15 protein-coding genes are annotated in these 18113 nt (G+C 67.3%); 10 read left to right on the top strand and 5 right to left on the bottom strand.

Annotated features, from left to right (window positions below):
- Positions 1–70: 70 nt before the first annotated feature.
- Together ACZ5XO_RS15085 and ACZ5XO_RS15080 are read left to right on the top strand one after the other, a co-directional pair.
- The gene (locus ACZ5XO_RS15085; protein WP_464163203.1) at positions 71–487 is read left to right on the top strand and encodes a DUF2141 domain-containing protein; all 417 of its coding nucleotides are present in this window, start codon (positions 71–73) and stop codon (positions 485–487) included.
- Between the two features lie 24 nt (positions 488–511).
- A complete protein-coding gene (locus ACZ5XO_RS15080) occupies positions 512–1975 on the top strand; it encodes a carotenoid oxygenase family protein (protein WP_464163202.1) in 1464 nt (487 codons plus the stop codon).
- Position 1976: 1 nt separating this feature from the next.
- Here the strand turns inward: ACZ5XO_RS15080 and ACZ5XO_RS15075 are convergent, their stop codons facing one another.
- From ACZ5XO_RS15075 to ACZ5XO_RS15065, 3 genes are all read right to left on the bottom strand, one after another.
- Complete coding sequence (locus tag ACZ5XO_RS15075; protein WP_464163201.1) at positions 1977–2819, bottom strand: enhanced serine sensitivity protein SseB C-terminal domain-containing protein; 843 nt, start codon at positions 2817–2819, stop codon at positions 1977–1979.
- 95 nt (positions 2820–2914) lie between these two features.
- Positions 2915–3697 (bottom strand): LytTR family DNA-binding domain-containing protein, encoded by a 783-nt coding sequence (locus ACZ5XO_RS15070; RefSeq protein ID WP_464163200.1) that lies wholly within the window; start codon positions 3695–3697, stop codon positions 2915–2917.
- A complete protein-coding gene (locus tag ACZ5XO_RS15065) occupies positions 3694–4422 on the bottom strand; it encodes a TetR/AcrR family transcriptional regulator (protein ID WP_464163199.1) in 729 nt (242 codons plus the stop codon). Before ACZ5XO_RS15065 ends, ACZ5XO_RS15070 begins: the two co-directional genes overlap by 4 nt.
- A 177-nt stretch (positions 4423–4599) precedes the next feature.
- On the opposite strand from ACZ5XO_RS15065, the gene ACZ5XO_RS15060 reads away from it, so the two are divergent.
- The 7 genes from ACZ5XO_RS15060 (at position 4600) to ACZ5XO_RS15030 (ending at position 16097) form a co-directional block, all read left to right on the top strand.
- On the top strand, positions 4600–6885 hold the full coding sequence (locus tag ACZ5XO_RS15060; protein WP_464163198.1) for a TonB-dependent receptor: 2286 nt from the start codon (positions 4600–4602) through the stop codon (positions 6883–6885).
- Between the two features lie 141 nt (positions 6886–7026).
- A complete protein-coding gene (locus ACZ5XO_RS15055) occupies positions 7027–8394 on the top strand; it encodes a spinster family MFS transporter (protein WP_464163197.1) in 1368 nt (455 codons plus the stop codon).
- Positions 8395–8527: 133 nt separating this feature from the next.
- Positions 8528–9718, top strand: a complete 1191-nt coding sequence (gene sucC, locus ACZ5XO_RS15050; protein ID WP_464163196.1) for an ADP-forming succinate--CoA ligase subunit beta — start codon at positions 8528–8530, stop codon at positions 9716–9718.
- A 57-nt stretch (positions 9719–9775) separates the two neighbouring features.
- The gene (gene sucD, locus ACZ5XO_RS15045) at positions 9776–10678 is read left to right on the top strand and encodes a succinate--CoA ligase subunit alpha (protein ID WP_464163195.1); all 903 of its coding nucleotides are present in this window, start codon (positions 9776–9778) and stop codon (positions 10676–10678) included.
- Positions 10679–11001: 323 nt separating this feature from the next.
- Positions 11002–14025: a 2-oxoglutarate dehydrogenase E1 component gene (locus tag ACZ5XO_RS15040; RefSeq protein ID WP_464163194.1), complete on the top strand. Its 3024-nt coding sequence runs from the start codon at positions 11002–11004 to the stop codon at positions 14023–14025.
- A gap of 54 nt (positions 14026–14079) precedes the next feature.
- Positions 14080–15570, top strand: coding sequence for a 2-oxoglutarate dehydrogenase complex dihydrolipoyllysine-residue succinyltransferase (gene odhB, locus ACZ5XO_RS15035; RefSeq protein WP_464163193.1), 1491 nt, complete (start codon positions 14080–14082; stop codon positions 15568–15570).
- Between the two features lie 83 nt (positions 15571–15653).
- Positions 15654–16097 (top strand): putative signal transducing protein, encoded by a 444-nt coding sequence (locus ACZ5XO_RS15030; RefSeq protein ID WP_464163192.1) that lies wholly within the window; start codon positions 15654–15656, stop codon positions 16095–16097.
- A 2-nt stretch (positions 16098–16099) separates the two neighbouring features.
- Here ACZ5XO_RS15030 and ACZ5XO_RS15025 read toward each other — a convergent pair whose 3' ends face one another.
- Positions 16100–17293, bottom strand: a complete 1194-nt coding sequence (locus tag ACZ5XO_RS15025) for a CaiB/BaiF CoA transferase family protein (protein ID WP_464163191.1) — start codon at positions 17291–17293, stop codon at positions 16100–16102.
- A 73-nt stretch (positions 17294–17366) separates the two neighbouring features.
- Here ACZ5XO_RS15025 and ACZ5XO_RS15020 point away from each other — a divergent pair, with 73 nt between their 5' ends.
- Positions 17367–17834 carry a hypothetical protein gene (locus tag ACZ5XO_RS15020; RefSeq protein ID WP_464163190.1) on the top strand — a complete coding sequence of 156 codons (468 nt, stop codon included), beginning with the start codon at positions 17367–17369 and terminating at the stop codon, positions 17832–17834.
- 7 nt (positions 17835–17841) lie between these two features.
- Here the strand turns inward: ACZ5XO_RS15020 and ACZ5XO_RS15015 are convergent, their stop codons facing one another.
- Positions 17842–18108 (bottom strand): DUF6356 family protein, encoded by a 267-nt coding sequence (locus ACZ5XO_RS15015; RefSeq protein WP_313101490.1) that lies wholly within the window; start codon positions 18106–18108, stop codon positions 17842–17844.
- Positions 18109–18113: the final 5 nt, after the last annotated feature.

The raw sequence follows: 18113 nt of genomic DNA, 5'->3' as shown, positions 1-18113 counted from the left end.
GCTGGCGGGGTGCGGCGGGGCGTCGGAGTGAGGGGGCGACTTCTTCGCCACCCCCTCAAGGACACCCGCCATGATCCGCTCTATCGCCTTCTTCGCCGCTCTGGCCTGCGCCGCCCCCGCCCTGGCGCAGAACGCCGACAACCGCCTGACTCTGACCTTCGAGACGGGCGCCGAGACGGGTGCGGTCCTGGTCGCCCTCTATGACAGCGAGGCGTCTTACGAGGGCGGACAGCCGGCGCGCGCGGCCCAGGTGGACGTGGCGGCGGGCCAGCGCGAGGCGGTGTTCGACCTGCCCGCCGGAGCCTATGGCATGAAGGCCTTCCACGACCTCAACGGCAACGGAAAGATGGACGTCAACCCGTTCGGCATGCCGACCGAACCCTTCGCCTTCTCCAATAATGCGGTGGGCAACATGGGGCCGGCCAAGTGGGACCGCGCCCGCTTCGAGGTCTCCGGCGCCACGGCCCAGACCATCCGCATCCGCTAAGCCTTGCTGTCCGAAGAGGCCGTCATGACCCCGACCCGCCGCACCCTGTTCATGGGCGCCGCTGCGCTCGCCGCCGCCCGCGTCCTGACGCCCGACCGGGCCTATGCCGCCCAAGCCATGGCGGCGACCGCCGACTGGTCCCTGGCCACCGCCGACGTGGAGGGGGACGTGGCCCCCCGCGCCCTGCGTCTGGTTCACGGCCGGGCGCCCGCCGGCCTGTCGGGCAGCCTCTATCGCAACGGACCGGCCAAGTTCCGTCGCCCGGGCGGTTCGTCCCAGCACTGGTTCGACGGCGACGGCCTGATCCGCCGCTGGCGGGTGCAGGATGGTCAGGCCAGCCTGGCCGCCCGCTTCGCCGACACGCCCAAGCGGCGTCAGGAGACCGAGGTCGGGGCCATGCTGATGCCGGGCTTCGGCACGACGGGCGACCCGCGCGCCCGCATCGGCTCGGCCGACGACGCCAGCCCGGCCAACACCTCGGTGCACAAGGTCGGCGGCAAGCTCTGGGCCCTGTGGGAGGCGGGCTCGCCCCTGGCCATGGACCCCGAGACCCTGGCGACCGAGGACTTCGTGACCCTGCGCCCTGATCTGAAGAACATGCCCTTCCTGGCCCATCCGCGCATCGAGCCGGACGGCCGTATCTGGAACCTGGGCGTGAACGGCAGGCAGGCCATGGTCTGGCGTCTGGCGGCGGACGGCGCGCTGGAGGACGCCGAGGTGATCGCCCTGCCGCGCCCCAGCTATATCCACGACTTCAGCGCCACGGCCCGTCATCTGGTCATCGTCCTGCAGCCCTGGGTCCATGTGCGCAACGCCATGCCCATGTCGGCGGGCTTCGACTGGACGCCCCAGGCGGGGACCCAGGTGCTGGTGGTCGACAAGGCCGACCTGACCCGTCGCCGGATCTATGAGCTGCCGCCCTTCGGCTTCTTCCACGCGGGCGACGCCTGGGAGGAGGCGGACGGCACGATCCGTCTCGACCTGTGCGCCCACAAGGACATGGATTTCGCCGCGCGCGGCGCCCACGAGGTGCTGAACGGCGTGCCCCTGGGCCACGACCCGGCCGAACTGGCCATGGTGGTGCTGGAGACGGGCGGGCGCGGCCGGCTGGAACGCACGGGGGTGGTCGGCGAGTTCCCGCGCGGCGACCCGCGTCGCGCCGGTCTGGCCCGCCGTTTCAGCCTGCACACCACGGGCGAGCGCGCCGATCGGCCCCTGGCCTCGGCCGTCGGGGTGACGGACTGGCGATCAGGCCGCACCCGGTCCTTCGACTTCGGTCCCGACCATGTGACCGACGAAATGGTCTATGTCCCCAAGCCCGGCGGGACGCACGAGGCCGACGCCTGGCTGGTCGGCCCGACGATCAATCTGAAGGCCGGGGTCAGCGAACTGCATGTCCTGGACCTGATGCACGTCGAGGACGGCCCGGTCGCCACCTGGCGCGCCGACGTGGCCCTGCCGGCGGCGTTCCACGGGAACTGGGTGTGAGTTAGTGAGTGGAGGCTGGGATCAATCGGATCCCTGGGCCCTCTGCTTCATTCTCGTTCGTGACCCTCATATCGAGCGTCAGTCCCGTTTGGTTCGAGAGCTTGAACGCCTCAGCGAGCAAGGCGCTGACGTCGTCACCTGGCATTGCGGTTCTCACGTCCAGATACCAAGACCACCTGTCCTCTTCTGGCCAGTGCGCGAGCGCAAGCCAGGCCTCACGAATACGGTTCTCGGCGGAAAGGGAGCGGGTCAGAGCGTCCAGAAGCGCCTCTGGCCGCTCTTTGGGCGCTCCGAGCATGACTTGCGTGTCCTTCTGGATGGTGATCCTGACCGGCTTGCCTAGGACGGCGCTGAGCTGGTCAGCGGTCCAGTGGACGCCATAGGCGGAGCCGGGGTTCAGGAAGGCGCCGCTTTCGGCGACCAGTTCGAGAAGAGCCGCTCCGTTCATCTGGATAAAGCCGGTCCCGGCTCCAAAGGCGTCGACGATCCTCTGCTCGGAGGTGAAGACGGCGGCTACCGGCAAGCCGTCCGGGGCAGGCACGTTCAGGAGGGATACGCGCTCTGATTTTTTCAGGGTCCGCCATCCGCTGCTGTCGTGTGCCTCGGGCGTCGCTGCCAGAAGGTCTGACTTCAGCATGACGTCTTGGAACTCGCTGCGCTGCATGGGGTCAGTGCTGGCGGCGATCAGGAGAGCTTCAAGCTCGTTCAGAGCGACGAAGGGCGGTGTGCTGGCGACGGATGTTTCGTGAATTGCTGTGTCCAACGTCCGGTCCGGCGTCAGAAGACGGCTCTCAGGACTATCAATCGTGGTTTTGCCGAACAGCTTTCTGAGCCATTTGTTCACGGTCCTTGTCGCCCTGTATGGTTTGATCGAACAAGCATCGGCGAAGCTTGGCAGGAGGGCAATGCCTGAAGCGCAAGGCAGCGGTTCGTTGTGATCTACCACCACCCCGCTTCTCGCAGCGCCTTGGCGTAGCGGCGGCTGACGGGGGCGATCAGTTCGCGGTCGCCGCCGCCGTCCAGGGTCAGGGCGGCGCGGCCGTCGCCGCGGGCGACGGCGGCGACGGCGTCTTTCGCCACCCACCAGCTGCGATGGGTCTGGGCGCCTTCCAGACCTTCCAGTTCATCGAGGGCGTCAGACAGGCGCATCAGGATCAGGTCCGAGCCGCGGTCGGTGTGCAGACGCAGGTAATGGTCTTCGGCCTGGACCGCGATCAGGCGCGCGCCGCGCAGCTTCGGCGGCAGGCGTTCGAGGAAGCGGGCGGGCGCGGCGCCGGGCGCGGCGGCGTGGGTTTCGACCGGCTGCTTGCGGCCCAGGAAGACGTTCAGGATGCTGAGCACGGCGGTGATCAGGGCCACCGGGGCGAAGAAATGGCGCAGGTCGTCGGCGTGACGCAGACGTCCCTCGAACATCAGGCCGGTCAAGGCCCAGATCATGACGGTCAACGGTCCGGTGATGACCAGGGTCAGGGCGGCGGCGCCCAGCCAGGGACGGGCGTCCACGTCGATGAACCGGTCGACCAGCAGGCTGCACAGGTGCCCCCACAGACCGCCGACGACGAGCACGGGCACCCAGTAGGCCAGGCGCTGGGCCAGCGGCGCGCCGTTCGAGCCGAAGGCGCCGCCGAGCGCCAGGAAGACGCCGGCGCCCACGGCCACGGCCAGGCCGCGCAGGAAGTCGCGCGCCCTGGAGCCTGGCGAGAAATCCAGTCGAACGGTCACGCGCGCGTCGGACCGCAGACGGCGCGGAAGCCGGCGGCGGCGAAGCGCACCATGTAGTCGCAGGCGCTGTCCAGGTCGCCGGACTTGCACAGGCCGCCGGACAGGCGGTCCAGACGTCCCGTCTCGCCGAGCGTCAGGGTCAGGGCGCCCGACAGGTTGTGATAGGCCCAGTAGAGGTCGGTCTCCTCGGCCTCGGGCAGGACGCGCTTGACCAGCTCCAGCAGGCGGCGGATCGCCGGGTCGAAATAGCGGGCCATGGTCTCGCCGCCGAAGGCCGGGTTGGCGTTGGTCTGGGCCACCAGGGCGGCGTAGTGCTTCCAGCCCGGTCCGCCCTTCAGCGACCACTGGAAGGGCGGACGCAGGAAGGCCTCGAACAGGCCCTCCAGGGTCATGGCGTTTCCGGCCGCCTCGGCGTAGCGGTCGACGGCGGCGACGCGCTCGTTGTTCCAGACCTCGGCGCGGCGGGTGAAGACCGCGTCGAACAGCTCCTTCTTGGCCCCGAAGTAGTAGTGGACCAGGGCGGTGTCCACGCCCGCCTCTCGCGCCACCTCGCGGATGGTGACGCCATAGAAGCCGTGCTTGGAAAACAGATCCTCCGCCGCGTTCAGGATGGCCTCGCGGGTTTCGCCTGCTCCGGCGGTCTTGGTCTTCTTCGGTCGCCCGCGCCGGGCCGGCGCGACAGCGACGGGCGGCAGGGTCGGGGCGAGGTCGTCGTCGGCTTTCATGCGCGCAAGCTAGTCGTGGTTCCACCTTCAGTGCAACGGCGCCACAGGCGCGTCCGATTTGCGGTGGTTTTCAGCGGGGCCGTTTGACAGGCGGGCGAAAGATCGGCACGTTCCATGAAAATCATTGAACGCTGAATAAAAGCGTCGATCGGGCTGGAAACAGAGATTGGGATCCAAATGAACAGACTCGTGAAGACCGCCTTGCTGGCGGGCGCCGCCATGGGCGCGATCGCTTCGGCCGCCTATGCGCAGGATGCGCGCGCCCAGGACGCGGAGCCGACCTCGAGCGTCGAGGACATCATCGTCACCGCCCGCCGCTCCGAGGAATCGGCGCAGAAGACCCCCCTGGCCCTGACCGCCTTCAGCGGCGAGACGCTGGAGCGCACGGGCGCGCAACAGGTCACGGACCTGCAGGGGGCTGTGCCGAACCTGAACCTGGTCCAGGGCCGTGGTTCGTCCAACTCGACCAATATCTACATCCGCGGCGTGGGTCAGCCTGACGCGCTGCAGACCTTCGACCCGGCCGTCGGCGTCTATGTCGACGACGTCTATTACAGCCGTATTCGCGGCAGCCAGTTCGACCTGCTGGACCTGGAGCGCGTCGAGATCCTGCGCGGCCCGCAAGGCACCCTCTACGGCAAGAACACTATCGGCGGCGCCATGAAGCTGGTGTCGCGTCGTCCGGGCCAGACCTTCCGCGCCCGGGCCTCGGCCGCCTATGGCGACTACGACCTGATGGAGTTCCAGGGCGCGGTTTCCGGGCCGGTCACCGACACCGTGGCCCTGGGTCTGTCGGCCCTGCATTCGGAACGCGGCGGCTATGTCGTCGATCCGGCCACGGGCGCGGAATACAATGACAAGAACACCTCGGCCGCCCGCGCCAGCCTGGCCTGGGACCCGACCTCGACCTTCCGCGTCGACCTGAACGTCGACTATTCGAAGGACGACGCGGGCATGACCGTGGGCCAGGCGACCAACAGCCTGACCTACCTCGGCTACGGGGTGGCCTATCCGGTGGCGACGCCCGCGCCGGAGTATGATTTCAAGACGCGCACCACTCCGGGCCTGCCCAACGAAACCCGGCTGGAAACCTGGGGCACGGCGCTGCGCATGACGTGGGACCTGTCCGACGCCCTGACGCTGAAGTCGATCACCAGCTATCGCGAGCTGAACACCGACGACTACATCGACTTCGACGCCACCGAGCTGGAGATCGCCGATGCCCTGGTGGCGGTGGATCAGAAGCAGACCAGCCAGGAGCTGCAGCTGACCTATGACAGCGGCCCGCTGACGGCGGTCGGCGGTCTCTACTATCTGAAGGAAGACGTCTCCTCGCACCAGGAGAGCTACAACGACGACCTGCTGGGCCCGCTCTACGGCAACGCCACCTTCATTCGCTACATCGACGATACGCTGGAGACGACCTCCAAGGCCGCCTACGCCAATGTCAGCTATGCGGTGACCGACGCCCTGCGTCTGTCGGCCGGGGTGCGCTACACCAAGGAAGAGAAGGACTATGCGCGCCTGACCTCGGTGGACAGCAGTTTCACCATGCTGATCGGCGGCGTGCCGGTGCCGGTGCTGAACACCAGCTACGCCTTCGCCCCGCCCACCGGCGAGTACGAAGACACCTCGATCATGCTGTCGGCGGACTATCAGCTGTCGCCGGACGCCATGGTCTATGCGCGCTATTCGCAGGGCTTCAAGTCGGGCGGATTCAACGGTCGCGCCAACTCGGCGACCGAGGCGACCGAATATCAGCCGGAAACGGCCGACAGCTTCGAGGTCGGGGCCAAGACCCAGTATTGGGACAATCGCCTGCGTCTGAACCTGGCCGCCTTCATGACCAAGTACGACGACTTCCAGGCGCGGGTTTCGGGGATTGAGGTCCCTCCGGGCGGCGGCGTGCCCACCCCGGTCCTTTCGGTCATCAACGCCGGTTCGCTGGACATCTTCGGCTTCGAACTCGAAGGCGTTCTGGCGCCGGTGCGCGGTCTGACACTGGACACCCAGATCGGCTTCCTGGAGGCCGACTACAAGGAGTTCAACGACGCGCGCTTCACCGCCTTCGGCGGCAGCCGCGCCTTCCAGGATCCGGCCTTCTCGCCCAAGTGGACGCTGCGCGTCGGCGGTCAGTACGAGTGGGCGCTGGACGGCGGTTCGTCGGTGACCTTCGGCGCGGCGGCCAAGTATCGCTCGCGCATGGCCCTGGCGGTCGACAACACCATCATCAACACCGACACCGAACTGCCGGGCATGTATCAGGACAGCTACTGGCTCTACGACGCCCGCGTCGTGTGGTCGGATGCGGCGGATCGCTACAGCGTCGGCCTGTACGGCCAGAACCTGGCGGACGAGGTCTACAAGACCGACGCCCAGGAATTCTCTTCCATCGGCAACATCCGCACCGCCTACTACGGCGCGCCGCGGACCTGGATGATCAAGGTCACGGCCAAGTATTGATCCAGCCTTCTCCCTAACGCCTGATCATCTGATCGCGGGCGGCGGTTCAGAGCGAACCGTCGCCCTTTTTCTTTTGGCGTCGCCGAGCGGCGCCGCTACCGTCGCTTCAACAAGACAGAACAAGCCCGAGGGGGGCACGCCATGACCACGTCCGAGGCCGCAGCGCCCAAGGAGGCTGTCGAGAAGGCCGTCTCCCCCGGCTATCGCTATTATGTGCTGGGGATCCTGATCCTCATCTACATGCTGAACTTCCTGGATCGTCAGATCATCGGCATCCTGGCGGCGCCGCTGAAGGCCGAGTTCGGCCTGTCGGACACCCAGTTCGGTCTGCTGGGCGGCCTGGCTTTCGCCCTGCTCTATTCCACCCTGGCCATTCCGATCGCCTGGCTGGCCGACCGCTTCAGCCGGGTGTGGATCATGACCGCCGCCCTGACCGTCTGGTCGGGTTTCACCGCCCTGTGCGGCATGGCCGGCGGATTCGCCTCGCTGTTCCTGTGCCGCATGGGGGTGGGCATCGGCGAGGCGGGCGGCGTGGCCCCGGCCTATTCCCTGATCGCCGACTACTTCCCCAAGTCGCAGCGCGCGCGGGCGCTGGCGGCCTACGCCTTCGGCATTCCGCTGGGCATGGCGGCGGGCACCCTGGTCGGGGGCCTGTTGGCGGCGACCTGGGGCTGGCGCACGGCCTTCATCGTCGTCGGCGTTCTCGGCGTTCTGGTCGCGCCGATCCTGCGCCTGACGGTCAGGGACCCGAAGCGCGGCGGGCTGGACGCCCCTGTCGCCGACGCGCCACAGGCCGCGCCCGTGGTGCAGAAGGCGCCGCCCTTCGGCGAGGTGCTCAAGACGCTGGCGCCCAAGCCGAGCTTCTGGCTGCTGGCCTTCGGCGCCGCCTCGTCCTCGGTGTGCGGCTACGGCGTCGCCGCCTGGCTGCCCAGCTTCTTCATGCGCAGCTTCGGCCTGACCCTGTCGCAGACGGCCTGGTACTATTCGGCCATCGTCATGGTCGGGGGCGTGGCCGGCATCTGGCTGGGCGGGGTCATGGCCGACCGTCTGGGCAAGAAATCCAAGGGCGCCTATCCGCTGACGCCGGCCATCGCCTTCCTGATCTCGGTGCCCTGCTTCCTGCTGGCGATGAATTCGGGCGCCCTGGTCGGGGCCGCCATGCCGGGCGCTGACCCCAACGGGGCGGCGGCCCTGACCCTGGCCTTCCTGATCTTCCTGATCCCGACGGGCCTGAACCTGACCTGGCTGGGGCCGATCACGGCGGCGGTGCAGCATCTGGGAACCCCGGCCATGCGCACCACGGCCTCGGCCCTCTTCCTGCTGATCAACAACCTGCTGGGGATCGCCGTCGGCATCTACTACTTCGGCTGGATGTCGGATCTGCTGCGTCCGACCTTTGGCGAAGAGAGCCTGCGCTGGGCCATCTATACGGGCATGGGCTTCTATCTGCTGTCCTCGGCCCTGCTGTTCGGCGCCTCGCGCACGCTGAAGAAGGACTGGGTCGACTGATCCAGCCCAGCTTGGGCCATAGGAAAAGCCTCTGACGGCCATAAGGAGGGGGGCGGTTGCGCAGGCGAAGGCGCGACGCCTATAAGCGCGACCAAAGTTTCCACAACCCTCCTCCCAACGGCGCGGATCAGACATGAACATTCACGAGTATCAGGCCAAGCAGGTTCTCAAGGCCTTTGGCGCTCCGGTCGCCGAAGGCGTCGCCATCACCTCGGCTGACCAGGCCGAAGCCGCCGCCAAGCAGCTGCCTGGCCCGCTCTATGTGGTGAAGTCGCAGATCCACGCCGGCGGCCGCGGCAAGGGCAAGTTCAAGGAACTGCCGGCTGACGCCAAGGGCGGCGTGCGCCTGGCCTTCTCGATCGAGGACGTGGTCAAGAACGCCAAGGAAATGCTGGGCAACACCCTGGTCACCGCTCAGACCACGGACGCCGGCAAGCAGGTCAACCGCCTGTACATCGAAGACGGCGCCGACATCGCCCGCGAACTCTACCTGTCGATCCTGGTCGACCGCGCCTACGGCCGCATCTCCTTCGTCGTCTCGACCGAAGGCGGCATGGACATCGAAGCCGTCGCCCACGACACCCCGGAAAAGATCATCACCGTCGTCATCGACCCGACGACCGGCGTGACCGAAGCTGACTGCGCCACCCTGTCGGACGCGCTGAAGCTGGAAGGCGACGCCCGCGAAGACGGCAAGTCGCTGTTCCCGGCCCTGTATAAAGCCTTCGTCGAGAAGGACATGGCCATGCTGGAAGTGAACCCGCTGATCGTCATGGAAAACGGCCACCTGCGCGTTCTGGACGCCAAGGTGTCGTTCGACGGCAACGCCCTGTTCCGTCACCCCGACATCAAGGAACTGCGCGACGAGACCGAGGAAGACGCCAAGGAAATCGAAGCCTCGGAATGGGACCTGGCCTATGTCGCCCTCGACGGCAACATCGGCTGCATGGTCAACGGCGCCGGCCTGGCCATGGCGACCATGGACATCATCAAGCTGTACGGCAAGGAGCCGGCCAACTTCTGCGACGTCGGCGGCGGCGCTGGCAAGGACAAGGTCGCGGCGGCCTTCAAGATCATCACCGCTGACCCGGCCGTCCAGGGCATCCTGGTCAACATCTTCGGCGGCATCATGAAGTGCGACGTCATCGCCGAAGGCGTGGTCGCGGCCGTCAAGGAAGTGGGCCTGAAGGTGCCGCTGGTGGTGCGTCTGGAAGGCACCAACGCCGAGCTGGGCAAGAAGATCCTGAACGAGAGCGGCCTGACCATCCAGGCGGCCGACGATCTCGACGACGCCGCCCAGAAGATCGTCGCGGCGGTCGGCTAAGGCTCACGCCTTACTCGCCACCGCCCCGCTGACACACAGAATTCAGAGCACAGACACATGTCCATTCTCGTCAACAAAGACACCAAGATCATCGTGCAAGGCCTGACCGGCAAGACCGGCGGCTTCCACACCGAACAGGCCCTGGCCTACCACGGCACCCAGATGGTCGCCGGCGTGCACCCGACCAAGGGCGGCACCAACTGGACCGGTTCGCACGGCGAAACCCTGCCGATCTACGCCTCGGTCGCCGAAGCCCGCGACGCCACCGGCGCCGACGCCACCGTCATCTATGTCCCGCCGGCAGGCGCGGCCGACGCCATCATCGAGGCCATCGAGGCCGAGATCCCCTTCATCACCTGCATCACCGAAGGCATCCCGGTGCTGGACATGGTGCGCGTCAAGGCGCGCCTGGACCGCTCCAACTCGCGTCTGCTGGGCCCGAACTGCCCCGGCATCCTGACCCCGAACGAGTGCAAGATCGGCATCATGCCGGGCAACATCTTCTCCAAGGGTTCGGTCGGCGTCGTCTCGCGCTCGGGCACCCTGACCTATGAAGCCGTGTTCCAGACCACCAACGCCGGCCTGGGTCAGACCACGGCCGTCGGCATCGGCGGCGACCCGGTCAAGGGCACCGAGTTCATCGACGTCCTGGAAATGTTCCTGGCCGACGACGCCACCGAGTCGATCATCATGATCGGTGAAATCGGCGGCGGCGCCGAAGAAGACGCCGCCCAGTTCCTGATCGATGAAGCCAAGAAGGGCCGCAAGAAGCCGATGGCCGGCTTCATCGCGGGCCGCACGGCTCCGGCCGGCCGCACCATGGGCCACGCCGGCGCCATCGTTTCGGGCGGCAAGGGCGACGCGGAATCCAAGATCGCCGCCATGGAGGCCGCGGGCATCCGCGTCTCGCCGTCGCCGGCGCGTCTGGGCCACACGCTTCTGGAAGTGCTGAAGGGCTAAACCCTTCAGCAAGGTCGCTAACGCTCGCCGCGCGGCGGCTCGCTGCTTGAGCGAGTTCGCGGCGTCACCCTCGACGGCGATGTCCTCGTTTCGGGGGCGGCGAGTACGACCGAACGATGTTCCGGGGCGAAATTTAGCGCCCCGCGACCTTTTGAAACGCCTCCGGATTCGTCCGGAGGCGTTTTTTCTTGCCGATTCGACCAATTTCCACCCTGTCCGCCCCGCTTCGGTCATGACCAGTAAGGAAACACGGCCTATATGAGCGGCGCCGCTCACCGCGCAGGCGTGCGCGTGCGGCCGGAATGTAGGACGACGAGAGCAAAATGGCGGACGATGCAGGTCAGCTGAACCAGGTCTTTGCCGAGACCAGTTTCCTCTATGGCGCGAACGCCGCCTTCATTGAGGACCTGCACGAAAAATGGGCCGCGGACCCCGGCTCGGTGCCGGGGGAATGGCGCGCCTTCTTCGACCAGTTGAAGGACAACGCCGACCTGGTGAAGCAGTCGGCCGCCGCCGGCTCGTGGGGCCGTTCGGGGCCGGCCGAGCCGACCGAGGACACCGCTGTCTTCGACGGCCGCTGGCCCGCGCCCAAGGTCGATCCCAAGGCCGCCCCCGGCAAGCCCGGCCCGCGTCCGGCCGCTCCTGCACCTGACGCTTCGGGCGGCCTGACCGCCGCCGACGTGCGCGCCGCCGCTCATGACTCGATCCGCGCCCTGATGCTGATCCGCAGCTACCGCGTGCGCGGCCACCTGCAGGCGACCTTGGACCCGCTGGGCATCGAGCAGCCGATCGAAAACCCCGAGCTGACCCCCGAATTCTACGGCTTCAGCGCCGCCGACATGGATCGTCCGATCTTCCTGGACGGCGTCCTGGGCCTGCAGACCGGCTCGATCCGTCAGGTGCTGGAGATCCTCAAGCGCACCTACTGCGGCAACATCGGCGTGCAGTACATGCACATCGCCGAGCCGGAAGAGAAATCCTGGCTGCAGCAGCGTTTCGAAGGCCCGGACAAGTTCGAGCAGAACGCCTTCACCAAGGAAGGCAAGCTGGCCATCCTGAACAAGCTGATCGAGGCCGAGGGCTTCGAGCGCTTCCTGCACAAGCGCTTCCCTGGCACCAAGCGCTTCGGCCTGGATGGCGGCGAGGCCATGGTCCCGGCCCTGGAGCAGGTGATCAAGCGCGGCGGCGCCCTGGGCGTCGATGAAATCGTCTTCGGCATGGCACACCGCGGCCGCCTGAACACGCTCGCGGCCGTCATGGGCAAGCCCTACAAGGCCATCTTCCACGAGTTCCAGGGCGGTTCGACCGTCCCCTCGGACATCGAGGGCTCGGGCGACGTCAAGTATCACATGGGCGCCTCGTCGGACCGCGAGTTCGACGGCAAGAAGGTCCACCTGTCGCTGACGGCCAACCCGTCGCACCTGGAAATCGTCAACCCGGTCGTCCTGGGCAAGGCGCGCGCCAAGCAGGCCTTCGACATCCGCGAGGCCGAGGTCAATATCGGCAAGCCGGACAATGAATGGGTGCTGGACCGCTCCAAGGTCGTGCCCCTGCTGATCCACGGCGACGCCGCCTTCGCCGGTCAGGGCGTGGTGGCCGAATGCTTCGCACTGATGGGGCTGAAGGGCTACCGCACCGGCGGCACCCTGCACTTCGTCATCAACAACCAGATCGGCTTCACCACCAGCCCGCGCAACTCGCGCTCGTCGCCCTATCCGTCGGATGTGGCCCTGATGGTCCAGGCCCCGATCTTCCACGTCAACGGCGATGATCCCGAAGCGGTCGTCTTCGCCGCCAAGGTGGCGACCGAATACCGTCAGAAGTTCCACAAGGACGCGGTGGTGGACATGTTCTGCTATCGCCGCTTCGGCCACAACGAAGGCGATGATCCGACCTTCACCCAGCCGCTGATGTATTCGAAGATCCGCGCCCAACCATCGACGCGCGAAATCTACGCCAAGCGTCTGGTCGCCGAAGGCGTCCTGACCCAGGCCGATGTCGACGCCGAGGTCGCCCGCTTCGAGGCCTTCCTCGACGCCGAGTTCGAGGCCGGCAAGATCTTCAAGGCCGACAAGGCCGACTGGCTGGACGGCCAGTGGCAGGGCCTGGGCGCCGAGAAGACCGACGACGCGGCCCAGCGCGGCGACACCGCCGTCCCGGCTGACAAGCTCAAGGACTATGGTCATCGCCTGACCCAGATCCCGAACAGCGTCGACATCCACAAGACGCTGAAGCGCGTCGTCGAGGGCCGCCGCGAAGCCATTGACAGCGGCCAGAACATCGACTGGGCCACCGCCGAAAGCCTGGCCTTCGCCTCGCTGCTGGAAGAGGGCTACAACGTCCGCCTGTCGGGCCAGGACTCGGTGCGCGGCACCTTCTCGCAGCGTCACTCGGGCATCACCGACCAGACGACCGAGCAGCGCTACATCCCGCTGAACCACCTCAGCGAGGGCCAGGCCCACTTCGAGGTCATCGACTCGGCCCTGTCGGAAGAGGCGGTGCTGGGCTTCGAATACGGCTACTCGCTGGCCGACCCGAACACCCTGACCCTGTGGGAAGGCCAGTTCGGCGACTTCGTGAACGGCGCCCAGGTGGTCATCGACCAGTTCATCAGCTCCGGTGAACGCAAGTGGCTGCGCATGAGCGGCCTGACCATGCTGCTGCCGCACGGCTATGAGGGCCAGGGCCCCGAACACTCCTCGGCCCGCCTCGAGCGCTTCCTGCAGCAGTGCGCCGAGAACAATATGCAGGTCGCCAACTGCACGACCCCGGCCAACTACTTCCACATCCTGCGTCGCCAGCTGCACCGCTCGTTCCGCAAGCCGCTGATCCTGATGACGCCCAAGTCGCTGCTGCGTCACAAGAAGGCGGTTTCGACCATCGCCGACATGGCCGAAGGCTCGTCCTTCCACCGCGTCCTGCGCGACGACGCCCAGCTGCGTCCCGAAGTGGCGGGCGTCTCGCTCAAGGCGGACAAGGACATCCGCAAGGTCATCGCCTGCTCGGGCAAGGTCTATTACGACCTGCTGGACGCGCGCGAGAAGGCCGGGATCAACGACATCTACATCCTGCGTCTGGAACAGTTCTATCCGTGGCCGATCAAGTCGATCTCGGCCGAGCTGGCCCGCTTCCCCAACGCCGACCTGGTCTGGTGTCAGGAAGAGCCCAAGAACATGGGCGGCTGGACCTTCGTCGATCCGTGGATCGAACTGACGCTCGAGAAGATGGATATCAAGGCCAAGCGCGCGCGTTACGTCGGGCGTCCGGCCTCCGCCTCCACGGCGGCCGGCCTGATGAGCCGCCACCTGAAGGAACTCGAGACCTTCCTCGCCGAGGCCATGGCCTGACCGGCCTCGCCTGACCTATAGATACGCCAAGACACAAAGACACTGGACCGAACCATGGCCGATATCCTCACCCCCGCCCTCGGTGAATCCGTCAGCGAAGCCTCCATCGCCAAGTGGACCAAGAAGGTCGGCGACGCCGTTCGTAAGGACGAAGTCCTGGTCGAGCTGGAAACCGACAAGGTTTCGCTGGAAGTCGTGGCCCCGGCCGACGGCGTCTTGGCGGCGATCAACGCCGCCGAGGGCGACACCGTCGTTCCCGGCACGGTCCTGGGGTCGGTGAGCGAAGGCGCTTCGGCCCCGGCCGCCGCGCCTGCCGCTGTCGCGGCTCCCGCCGCCGCTCCGGCCGCTTCGGGCGGCGCCTCGGTCGAGATCGCCGTCCCGACCATGGGCGAGAGCGTCGCTGAAGGCTCGATCGGAACCTGGCTGAAGAAGTCGGGCGACACCGTCGCCAAGGACGAGCTTCTGGTCGAGATCGAGACCGACAAGGTCGCCGTGGAAGTCTCGGCCCCGGCCGCCGGCGTCCTGACCATCGCCGCCGACAACGGCTCGACCGTGACCCCCGGTCAGGTCATCGGTTCCATTTCGGCTTCGGGCGCTGTGGCTGCTCCGGCCGCCGCTCCGGTGGCCGCCGCTCCGGCCAACACCGGCTCGGCCCAGGCGCCCGCTTCGGCCCACCTGTCGCCCGCCGTCCAGCGCGTGGTTTCGGAAAACAACATCAACCCGGCCTCGCTCTCGGCCACGGGTCCGAAGGGCAACATCACCAAGGCTGACGCCATCGCCGCCATCGGCGCCGCCGCCCCGGCTCCGGTCGCTGCTGCTGCGCCCGCCGCGCCGCGCGCCGACCAGCCGCGTGAAGAGCGGGTGAAGATGACGCGCCTGCGTCAGACCATCGCCCGCCGCCTGAAGGAATCCCAGAACACGGCCGCCCAGCTGACCACCTTCAACGAGGTGGACATGACCAACGTCATGGCCCTGCGCGCCCAGTACAAGGAAGTCTTCGAGAAGCGCCACGGCGTGAAGCTGGGCTTCATGTCCTTCTTCACCAAGGCCGTGGTTCAGGCCCTGCACGAAATCCCGGCCGTCAACGCCGAGATCGACGGCACGGACATCATCTACAAGAACCACTACGACATCGGCGTGGCCGTCGGCACCGACAAGGGTCTGGTGGTTCCGGTCCTGCGCGACGCCGACACCCTGTCGCTGGCGGGCATCGAAAAGGGCATCGGCGCCCTGGGCAAGGCCGCCCGTGACGGCGCCCTGACCATGGACCAGATGCAGGGCGGCACCTTCACCATCACCAACGGCGGCACCTATGGCTCGCTGATGTCGACGCCGATCCTGAACGCGCCGCAGTCGGGCATCCTGGGCATGCACAACATCGTGCAGCGTCCGATGGCCATCAACGGCGAGGTCAAGATCCGCCCGATGATGTATCTGGCCCTCAGCTACGACCACCGTATCGTCGACGGCAAGGAAGCCGTGACCTTCCTGGTCCGCATCAAGGAACTGCTGGAAGACCCGGCGCGCGCCCTGCTGGACCTGTAAGGCCCGCAGCACGCGAAACTGACGACGGCGGCTCTTTCGGGAGCCGCCGTTTTCAATTGGGCCGGGCGTGCTAGCCTCGGCCTATGAGCATTGTCGAGATCGCCCGCTTTCAGGATGTCTATGAGGCCGACCTCGCGGCGGCCTTCCTCGCCTCGCACGGGGTGGAAGTGGATGTGACCGAGCGGTTCCAGACCACGGTCGATCCCCTGATGCAGCGGGCTCTGGGCTTGCGACTGATGGGGCGGGCCGATCAGGCGGAACAGGCTCGTGACCTGCTGGCGCGCGTGCGTGCCGGTGAGTTCGCAACGGTGGAAGGCGACGATTTGGACGCGATCACGCCGGGGACGCGTGCGGCGGGCACTGTCATGGCCCTGGCGGCCTTCGCCTGTGGAGGCTTTTGGGGCTCCAGCTTGCCGCGTCGGTTCAGGCCTGTCGCGTGGCAGGGCATGCTGGCCTCCGCAGCTTTGCTCGCGGCGTTAGGAGGCCTGCTCTGGGTGGCCGCAGAGCTCGTGCTGAATCCGCCCTGATCCTAGGGTTCGGAGCGTAATCCTCGCAGGATTTCATCCGTGTCCTGCCCTAGCTTCGGCGGCGGGGCGGCGTAGCGGACAGGGGTCTTGGACAGGCGAATGGGCGAGGCGACGGTGCGGATCGGCGTCGCCAGATCGTCGCGCGATTGCTCGACCGTCAGGCCGCGATGGATCGCCTGGGGTTCCTCGAACACTTGATCCACGGTGTTGACGGGACCGCAGGGCACGCCCGCCGCCTCCAGCGCCGCCATCAGCCCCTTCATGGTGAAGCCCGCCGTCAGGGCCGACAGGGTGGGCGACAGCTCGGCGCGGTGCTGGACCCGCAGGGCGTTGGTGGCGAAGCGCGGATCGGCGCCAATGGGTTCGACGCCGAGCGCCTTGGCCAGAGCGCGGAACTGGCCGTCGTTGCCGACCGCGATCACCACCATGCCGTCCGAGCAGGGGAAGGGCTGATAGGGGGCCAGGTTGGGGTGGGCGTTGCCCATCCGCGTCGGCGCTGTCCCTGAGACGAACCAGTTGGTCGCCTGATTCGCCAGCATGGCCGCCTGGACGTCGAACAGGGCGATGTCCACGTGCTGGCCCTCGCCGGTCGCCCGCGCGTGCCACAGGGCCGCCAGGATGGCGTTGGAGGCGTAGAGGCCGGTGAACAGGTCCACGACCGCCACCCCGACCTTCATCGGCTCGGCGCCGAGCGCGCCGTTGGGCTGACCGGTGATCGACATCAGCCCGCCCATGGCCTGGATCATGTAGTCGTAGCCGGCCCGGTGCGCGTCCGGCCCGTCCTGGCCGAAGCCGGTGATGGAGCAATAGACGAGCTTGGGATTGACCGTCGCCAACGAAGCGTAGTCGAGGCCGTACTTCTTCAGCCCGTCGGTCTTGAAGTTCTCGACCACCACGTCGCAGGTCGCGGCCAGTCGGCGCACGGCCTCGGCGCCTTCAGGCGTGGCGATGTCCAGCGCGACCGACTTCTTGCCCCGGTTGGCGCACAGGAAATAGGCGGCGTCGCCTTTCGAGCCGTCGGTCGTGGTGGTGAAGGGCGGCCCCCAGTGGCGGGTGTCGTCGCCTGCGCCCGGCCGCTCGATCTTGATGACCTCGGCGCCCAGGTCGGCCAGGGTCTGTGTCGCCCAGGGACCGGCCAGGACTCGGGAAAGGTCGAGGACGCGAACGCCGGCGAGGGGGCCTTGAAGCTGGGTCATGGCCAAGGCTTAGCGCTTGACGCCGACGCCGAGAAGCTGAACCGTCTGTCGGTCAGGTTTTCGCGAGTTTTCCATGCGTCTCATTTCGATTGTCGTCGCCGCTTCTCTGGGTCTGGCCGCTGCCGGACCGTCTCTGGCGGACGGCGCGTCCTCGAAAGCGATGAAGGCGAAAACGCCGGACGCCGTGTTCGAGCGCGACGAACCGGCCCAGGCCAGCATGGCCCTGACCAGGGAGGGGGCGGTCTGGCGCGTCGCCTTCCGCGCCGGGGGTGTTCCGAACGGCGCGGCGACCGCCGCCGACTGTGAGCTTCAGGCGGTCGGGCCGCAGGACGCGGACGGCGTCATCGCCGCGCGTCTGGCGCCGTTCGAGGGCGAGCTGAACGCGATCACCGCCGCCGACATCGGCGCGAATCCCCCGGTCATTCAGGTTCGCGTGGGGCCGGAAGGCGTCTTCGTCGAGGACGGCGGCGCGGCCGCGCGTTTCTGCGGCCTGGGATCGGACATCGACGGCTTCTACCGCCGGATGGGCGATTTCGATTGATCCGGCGCTAGAGGCCGACGTCCCAGACGCCGGCGTCGCGCATCCGGCATTCGCGGGCTTCCTCGGCGCGACCGCCCATGTCGCGGGCCATGCCGCGGATGGCGTCGGAGACCGTGCTCTTGTGCACGCCCGGCACGACCGCATGGGTGAAGGCGCAGGCGGCCAGGCGGATCAGCTTGAAGCCGAACCGCGAGGATGCGGCCATGTGTTCCAGATAGGTCTCGCTGACCTCGCGCGGGTGATCGCGGAACAGACGTGAAAACGTGCTCGACATGACCT

Source organism: Brevundimonas sp. T2-11, from assembly GCF_055397675.1.
This window is presented reverse-complemented; position numbering and strand designations above follow the sequence as displayed.

What these genes read in the sequence shown, in the direction of transcription:
- ACZ5XO_RS15080 (WP_464163202.1), top strand. Translation starts at nt 512, where the DNA reads ATGACCCCGACCCGCCGCACCCTGTTCATGGGCGCCGCTGCGCTCGCC.
- ACZ5XO_RS15015 (WP_313101490.1), bottom strand. Translation starts at nt 18,108, where the DNA reads ATGTCGAGCACGTTTTCACGTCTGTTCCGCGATCACCCGCGCGAGGTC.
- ACZ5XO_RS15065 (WP_464163199.1), bottom strand. Translation starts at nt 4,422, where the DNA reads ATGAAAGCCGACGACGACCTCGCCCCGACCCTGCCGCCCGTCGCTGTC.
- ACZ5XO_RS15040 (WP_464163194.1), top strand. Translation starts at nt 11,002, where the DNA reads ATGGCGGACGATGCAGGTCAGCTGAACCAGGTCTTTGCCGAGACCAGT.
- ACZ5XO_RS15085 (WP_464163203.1), top strand. Translation starts at nt 71, where the DNA reads ATGATCCGCTCTATCGCCTTCTTCGCCGCTCTGGCCTGCGCCGCCCCC.
- sucC (WP_464163196.1), top strand. Translation starts at nt 8,528, where the DNA reads ATGAACATTCACGAGTATCAGGCCAAGCAGGTTCTCAAGGCCTTTGGC.
- ACZ5XO_RS15030 (WP_464163192.1), top strand. Translation starts at nt 15,654, where the DNA reads ATGAGCATTGTCGAGATCGCCCGCTTTCAGGATGTCTATGAGGCCGAC.
- ACZ5XO_RS15060 (WP_464163198.1), top strand. Translation starts at nt 4,600, where the DNA reads ATGAACAGACTCGTGAAGACCGCCTTGCTGGCGGGCGCCGCCATGGGC.
- ACZ5XO_RS15020 (WP_464163190.1), top strand. Translation starts at nt 17,367, where the DNA reads ATGCGTCTCATTTCGATTGTCGTCGCCGCTTCTCTGGGTCTGGCCGCT.
- sucD (WP_464163195.1), top strand. Translation starts at nt 9,776, where the DNA reads ATGTCCATTCTCGTCAACAAAGACACCAAGATCATCGTGCAAGGCCTG.
- ACZ5XO_RS15025 (WP_464163191.1), bottom strand. Translation starts at nt 17,293, where the DNA reads ATGACCCAGCTTCAAGGCCCCCTCGCCGGCGTTCGCGTCCTCGACCTT.
- ACZ5XO_RS15055 (WP_464163197.1), top strand. Translation starts at nt 7,027, where the DNA reads ATGACCACGTCCGAGGCCGCAGCGCCCAAGGAGGCTGTCGAGAAGGCC.
- odhB (WP_464163193.1), top strand. Translation starts at nt 14,080, where the DNA reads ATGGCCGATATCCTCACCCCCGCCCTCGGTGAATCCGTCAGCGAAGCC.